At 66.3% G+C, this 6,489-nt stretch carries 4 protein-coding genes; 3 read left to right on the forward strand and 1 reads right to left on the reverse strand.

Annotated features, from left to right (window positions below; translation table 11 throughout):
* From VK533_RS14240 to VK533_RS14250, 3 genes are all read left to right on the forward strand, one after another.
* A partial coding sequence (locus VK533_RS14240; protein WP_324378780.1) for an efflux RND transporter permease subunit occupies positions 1–1,212 on the forward strand: 1,212 nt, incomplete at its 5' end.
* Positions 1,209–4,520: an efflux RND transporter permease subunit gene (locus tag VK533_RS14245; protein ID WP_324378782.1), complete on the forward strand. Its 3,312-nt coding sequence runs from the start codon at positions 1,209–1,211 to the stop codon at positions 4,518–4,520. The genes VK533_RS14240 and VK533_RS14245, both read left to right, overlap by 4 nt.
* Positions 4,517–5,977 carry an efflux transporter outer membrane subunit gene (locus tag VK533_RS14250; RefSeq protein WP_324378785.1) on the forward strand — a complete coding sequence of 487 codons (1,461 nt, stop codon included), beginning with the start codon at positions 4,517–4,519 and terminating at the stop codon, positions 5,975–5,977. The genes VK533_RS14245 and VK533_RS14250 overlap by 4 nt, the downstream gene beginning before the upstream one ends.
* On the opposite strand, the gene VK533_RS14255 is transcribed toward VK533_RS14250, so the two are convergent.
* Positions 5,960–6,489: S41 family peptidase (locus VK533_RS14255; RefSeq protein ID WP_324378787.1), on the reverse strand; the 530-nt coding region annotated here is incomplete at its 5' end. The genes VK533_RS14250 and VK533_RS14255 overlap by 18 nt on opposite strands.

Consider the following 6,489-nt stretch of genomic DNA (forward strand, 5'->3'; position numbering starts at 1 on the left):
CGTCTCCAGAGGCGTGCCCAAGACATTGCGGGCGTTACGCTTTATGTGCGGCCCGTGCAGGATCTGACGATCGATGCCGAGGGCGGGCCGACGCAATATCGCTTCGCGCTGCAGGGCGCCGACCAGGACGAAATCAACCAATGGACCGGCAAGTTGATGGAAGCGCTCAAGGGCGTCCGCCAGGTCCGGAACATCGTGTCCGACATGCAGAATCAGGGCCGCGCGGTGACGGTAAAGGTCAATCGCGACGTCGCCGCCCGGCTCGGGATCAGCACCGCCGCGATCGACAGCGCGCTCTACAATGCGTTCGGCCAGCGCATCGTCTCGACCATCTTCACCCAGACCACGCAATATCGCGTGATCCTCGAAAGCCAGCCGGGGATGCTGACCAGTCCCGCGGCGCTCAATCAGCTCTATGTGCAGACCTCGTCCGGAACCTCGGTACCGCTGTCGACGGTGGCGAACTTCATCGAAGGCGAAGCACCGCTCCAGGAAACGCGCGTCGCGCAATTCCCGGCCTCGACGATCGGCTTCGATCTTGCGCCCAACCAGTCGCTCGGTGGGGCGGTGTCGGCGATCCAGCGCGCCGAAACCAAGATCGGCATGCCCGCCGGAGTCACGACGACCTTCTTGGGCGCGGCCAACGCGTTCAAGGCCAGCCTGTCCAACGAGGTCTGGCTGATCCTCGCGGCGATCGTGGTCGTCTATATCGTGCTGGGCGTGCTCTATGAGAGCTTCATCCACCCTATCACGATCCTGTCGACCTTGCCGTCGGCGGGCGTCGGCGCGCTGCTGGCGCTGCTGCTGACCGGCAACGATCTGGGCGTGATCGGCATCATCGGCATCGTGTTGCTGATCGGCATCGTCAAGAAGAACGCGATCATGATGATCGACTTCGCGATCGATGCGCAGCGGACCGAGGGCCTGGATGCCGACAGCGCGATCCGCCAGGCGGCGCATCTGCGCTTCCGGCCGATCATGATGACGACCTTCGCCGCTCTGTTCGCAGCGTTGCCGCTCATTTTCGGTGCGGGCATGGGGTCGGAGCTGCGGCGTCCGCTCGGTATCGCGATCGCTGGCGGCCTGATCGTCAGCCAGGCGCTGACTTTGTTCACCACGCCCGTCATCTTCCTCGCGTTCGAGCGCCTGTCCGCGCGCGTCCGCCGCCGGCGCGAGGCGGAGCCGCTGTTGCCGCTGGAAAATCGGGCGTGAATCCCTCGGCGCTCTTCATCCGGCGGCCGATCGGCACCTTGCTGCTGACCGTCGGCGTGATGCTGGCGGGCATCGCCGCGTTCTTCGTGATGCCGGTCGCGCCGCTGCCGCAGGTCGATTTCCCGACGATCAGCGTGTCCGCGAGCCTGCCCGGTGCGAGCCCGACGACGATGGCGACCAGCGTCGCGTCCCCGCTCGAACGGCGCATGGCGACGATCGCGGGCGTGACCGAACTCACCTCGCAATCGGGCATCGGCTCGAGCCGCATCACCGCGCAGTTCGATCTATCGCGCAATATCGATGGCGCCGCGCGCGACGTGCAGGCGGCGATCAACGCGGCGCGCGCCGATCTGCCCGCCACGCTCAAGACCAATCCGAGCTACCGCAAGATCAACCCGGCTGACGCACCGATCATGATCATCGCGCTGACCAGCAAAACGCGCACCTCGGCCGATATCTACAATTCCGTGTCCAACATCGTGCAGCAGAAGCTGCTCCAGGTGCAGGGCGTGGGCGATGTTGAGCTGGGCGGTGCGGCGCTGCCCGCGGTGCGGATCGATCTCAATCCGCTCGCACTGGCGCAATACGGTATTCCGCTGGAGGACGTGCGCACCGCGATCTCGTCGACCAACGCCAACCGGCCGCGCGGCGTGCTCGAAAATGGCGCGACCGCCTGGCAGATTTACGGCGACGTGCCCGGCCTCAAGGCGTCCGATTATAGTGGGCTTATCGTCGCCTGGCGCAACGGCATCGCGGTGCGCCTGTCCGATATCGCCAATGTCTATGACGGGCCGGAAGACGTGCGCACGATGGGCCTGTTCAACGGCGAGCGCGCGGTCACGGTCGTGATCAGCCGCCAGCCGGGCGCCAACATCATCGCGACGGTGGACGCGGTGAAGGCGCAATTGCCGATCATCGAGGCTGCGATCCCGCACGACATCAAGGTTGCGGTCGCGTCGGATCGCACCACCACGATCCGCGCATCGCTGCACGAAGTCGAAATCACGCTCGTGATCGCGACCTTGCTGGTGGTGATCGTGGTGTCGATCTTCCTGCGTTCGCTGCGCGCGACGGTGGTGCCGGCGGTGGCGGTGGTCGCGTCGCTGCTCGGCACGATCGGGATCATGTACCTGCTCGGGTTCAGCCTCAACAATCTGTCGCTGATGGCGCTGACGGTCGCGACCGGCTTCGTCGTTGACGATGCGATCGTCGTGCTCGAGAATATCTCGCGCCATATCGAACAGGGCATGAAGCCGATGCAGGCGGCTTTGCGGGGCGCGCGCGAGGTCGGCTTCACCGTCGTGTCGATCTCGATCAGCCTGGTCGCGGTGTTCATCCCCTTGCTGTTCATGGCGGGGATCGTGGGCCGGCTGTTCCGCGAATTCGCGGTGACGATGACGGTCGCGGTGCTGATCAGCCTCATCATCTCGCTCACGACCACGCCGATGATCGCTGCTCTGATCCTCAAGGAGCGTGACCAGCAGAAGGAGAATCGCTTCTCCCTCTTCGCCGAACGGCAGTTCGAACGGCTCCAGGCACTCTATGCCAAGAGTCTCGACTGGGCGCTCGCCAATCGCGGCGCGATCCTTTTGCTGCTCGCGGGTGCGATCGGGCTCAACATCTTCCTGCTGATCACGATCCAGAAGGGCTTCTTTCCCGAACAGGATACGGGCTCGCTCCAGGGCGGATTGCGCGCCGATCAGAGCATCTCGTTCCAGGACATGCAGACCAAGCTCACCCAAATCGTGAAGATCATCCGCAAGGACCCCGCGATCCAGAATGTCGTCGCCTTCACCGGCGGATCGCGTGCGGGCGGCGGCTTCCTGTTCGCGACGATGAAGCCGAAAAGCGAGCGCGACAGCGCGCGCGACGTGATCACCCGGCTGCGGCCCAAGCTGGCGCGCATTACGGGCGTCGCCACTTTCCTCAGCCCGGTGCAGGACATGCGCGTTGGCGGGCGGGGCGGCAACAGCAGCTATCAATATACGCTGAAGGCCGACGATCCCGAGGTGCTGGCCAAGGCCGGGCCCGAACTGGCGACCGCGCTCAAGAAATATCCCGAGCTGACCGATGTCGATGTCGACGAGGCCGATGGCGGGGCCGAGGTCTATGTGAACGTCGACCGCGATGCCGCGAGCCGGCTCGGCATCACGCCGCAGACGATCGACAACACGCTCTACGACGCCTTCGGGCAGCGCCAGGTCGGGACGATCTATAGCGGCCTCAACCAATATCATATCGTGATGGGGGTCGCGGCGGAGTTTACCGGCTCGCCCGACGCGCTGAACGGCGTCTATGTCCCGGCGGGTCAGAGCAGTACGGGCGGTTCGACCGTCAATGCCGAAAGCGCAGCCGTCACCAGCACGAGTTCGACCGGCTTGCCGGGGGCGTCGGCCACGACCAGCCCCAGCAGCGCCGCGACCGCGATCGGCACGACGTCGGGCGTGAGCGGATCGACTCCGGCCTCCAGCACCGGCCAGGGGCGCGATGCCGCCTCCGGCGCCGCGGTCAACACCACCCCCAGCATGATGACGCCGCTTTCGACGATCGCGACCTGGGCGACCCGCTCGACCGCCGCGCAGGTCAACCATCAGGATGCGGCGCCGGCGGCGACGATCAGCTTTTCGACAGGCAACGGGTTTGCCTTGAGCGATGCGATCGCGCGGATCCAGGACGTCCAGGCCGGCCTCCATTTCCCGGCGCAGGTGCATGGCGACGCCGCCGGTACCGCGCAGGTCTTCCAGCAATCGACCCAGTCGAACCCTATCCTGATCACTGCCGCGATCATCGTGATCTACATCGTGCTCGGCATTCTCTACGAAAGCGCGATCCATCCGCTGACGGTGCTGTCGACCTTGCCGTCGGCGGGCGTGGGTGCGGTGATCGCTTTGATGGTGACGGGGTCGCAATATGATCTGATCGCTTTGATCGGGCTCATCCTGCTGATCGGCATCGTCAAGAAGAACGCGATCCTGATCATCGACTTCGCGCTCGATGCGGAGCGTTCGCGCGGTCTGTCGCCGCTCGCGGCGATCCGCGAGGCGAGCCTGCTGCGTTTCCGCCCGATCCTGATGACGACGATGGCCGCCGCGTTCGGCGCGCTGCCGCTCGCGATCGGCTTCGGCGAGGGCGCGGAACTGCGTCGCCCGCTCGGCATCGCGATCATCGGCGGGCTGATCGCCAGCCAGTTCCTAACGCTTCTGACGACGCCGGTCGTCTATCTCGCGCTCGATCGTTTCCGCCGCCGTTCGCCGCACGAACGGATGCTCGCGCGCCACGACGACGCCCAGGGATTACAACCCGCATGAAGACGCTTCGCACCCTCGCAACATTGCCGGTGATGCTCGCCGTGGCCGCATGCAGCTTCGCGCCGCCTTACAGCCGGCCCGGTACGGTCACGCCCGTCGCGTTCAAGGAAGCGCCCGGCTGGCAGGCCGCCACACCCGCCGACGCGATCGCCAAGGGCCAGTGGTGGCTGCTGTTCAACGATCCCATACTCAACGGGCTCGAGGCGCGGGTCGCCGTCAACAACCAGAATGTCGCCGCCGCGGCCGCCGCCTACGAGGAAGCACGCGCCACCGTGCGCGAGGCGCGCGCGGCCTTGTTCCCGACGGTCGATCTGTCGGCGGGCGCGACCCGCGCGGGTTCGTTCGGCAACGGCACCACCACGATCATCGGCGGTAATACGGTCACCACCGGCAGCAATGGCAGCCGGCGCTATTCCGTGACCCTGGGCGCGACGTGGGAGCCCGATCTGTGGGGCCGCGTCCGCAACACCGTCAGCCAGCAAAAGGCGCTGGCGCAGGCCAGCCAGGCCGATCTCGCCAATGCGACTTTGTCCGCGCAGGGCGAACTCGCCGCCGATTACCTGCAATTGCGCGGCATCGAGCATCAGAAGATGATCCTCGATGCGACCGTGGCGGCCTATGCCAAGGCGCTCCAGATCACGACCAACCGCTACAATCAGGGCGTGGTGGCCAAGGTCGATGTGCTGCAGGCACAGACCCAGCTCAACAGCGCGCAGGCTAATGCCGCTGATCTCGAGCGCCAGCGTTCGGCCTTCGAACATGCGATCGCGGTGCTGGTGGGGGAAAACCCGTCCAACTTCGTGCTGGCCGAAGCACCTTGGGCGCCGGTGGTGCCCGACGTGCCCGGGATCGTGCCGTCGGTCCTGCTCGAACGACGCCCCGACGTCGCGGCGGCCGAGCGGCGCGTGGCGGCGGCCAATGCCAATATTGGTATTCAGCGTTCGGCTTTCTTCCCCACCGTCGGTCTGAGCGGCGATATCGGCTCCCAGGCAAGCCGACTGGGCTCGCTGTTCAGCGCCGCCAGCAGCATCTGGACCTTGGGCCTGACCGCGGCCGAGACATTGCTCGATTTCGGCGCGCGTTCGGCGCGCGTGGCCGAGGCGCGCGCGGCCTATAATCAGGCGGCAGCCAACTATCGCCAGACCGTGCTGACCGCCTTCCAGCAGACCGAGGACGAACTCGCCGCTTCGCGCATCCTGGGGTATGTCGCCGATCAGCGGACGAGCGCCGCCGCTGCCGCCAACCGGGTCGAGCAGCTCACGCAGAACCAGTATATCGCCGGTCAGATCGCTTATTCGGACGTGATCGTGGCGCAGACCACAGCGCTCTCCGCGCGCCAGACCGAGGCTTCGGCGATCGTCGACCGGCAGATGGCGGCGGTCAGCCTGATCCAGGCGATCGGCGGCAGCTGGAGCGACGCCCAGCCCGCCGAAGCACAGCTACCGCCCCGCGGCTAGCTGACGGCTTTTGACCGCGATCAGCGCGCGGGCCAGCACGGGATCGCGTCCGGCGCGCTTGTCGGCCAGGCTCGGCTTGATCGGGATGCGGGGTTCGAGGCCGACGCCCTCGAGCCGTTGGCCGCTCGGGGTGCGGATATCGAATTCCGCAACCGAAAGCTGGCCGCCGTCGGGCAATTTATATTCGGACGCGCCGGTCAGCGCGCCGGCGGTGCGTTGGCCCACGGTGACGCCGCGCTCGCTTTCGTCGATCAGGGCCGCGAACGCTTCCGCGCCACTGGCGCTGTCGGGGCCGACCAGCACTGCCAGCGGGCCGAGATAGGCCTTTTTGCCGGTGCCATGCAGCTTCTGCATGGTCTCGCGCCGGTCGATCCGCTGAACCAGCGGCCGATCCTCCCTGAAGAATAAGCCGGCCACTTTCGCGATCACGTCGGCATCGCCGCCATCATTGTCGCGCAGGTCGAGGATGATGGCGGAGGGTGGGGGGCCTTCGGACAAGGTCCGCGCCAGCC

The organism is Sphingomonas sp. (assembly GCF_035317925.1).
In the GTDB taxonomy this organism is placed as follows: Bacteria; Pseudomonadota; Alphaproteobacteria; order Sphingomonadales; family Sphingomonadaceae; genus Sphingomonas_I.

Coding starts and splice junctions, on each gene's coding strand:
- VK533_RS14250 (WP_324378785.1), top strand. CDS start 4,517: ATGAAGACGCTTCGCACCCTCGCAACATTGCCGGTGATGCTCGCCGTG.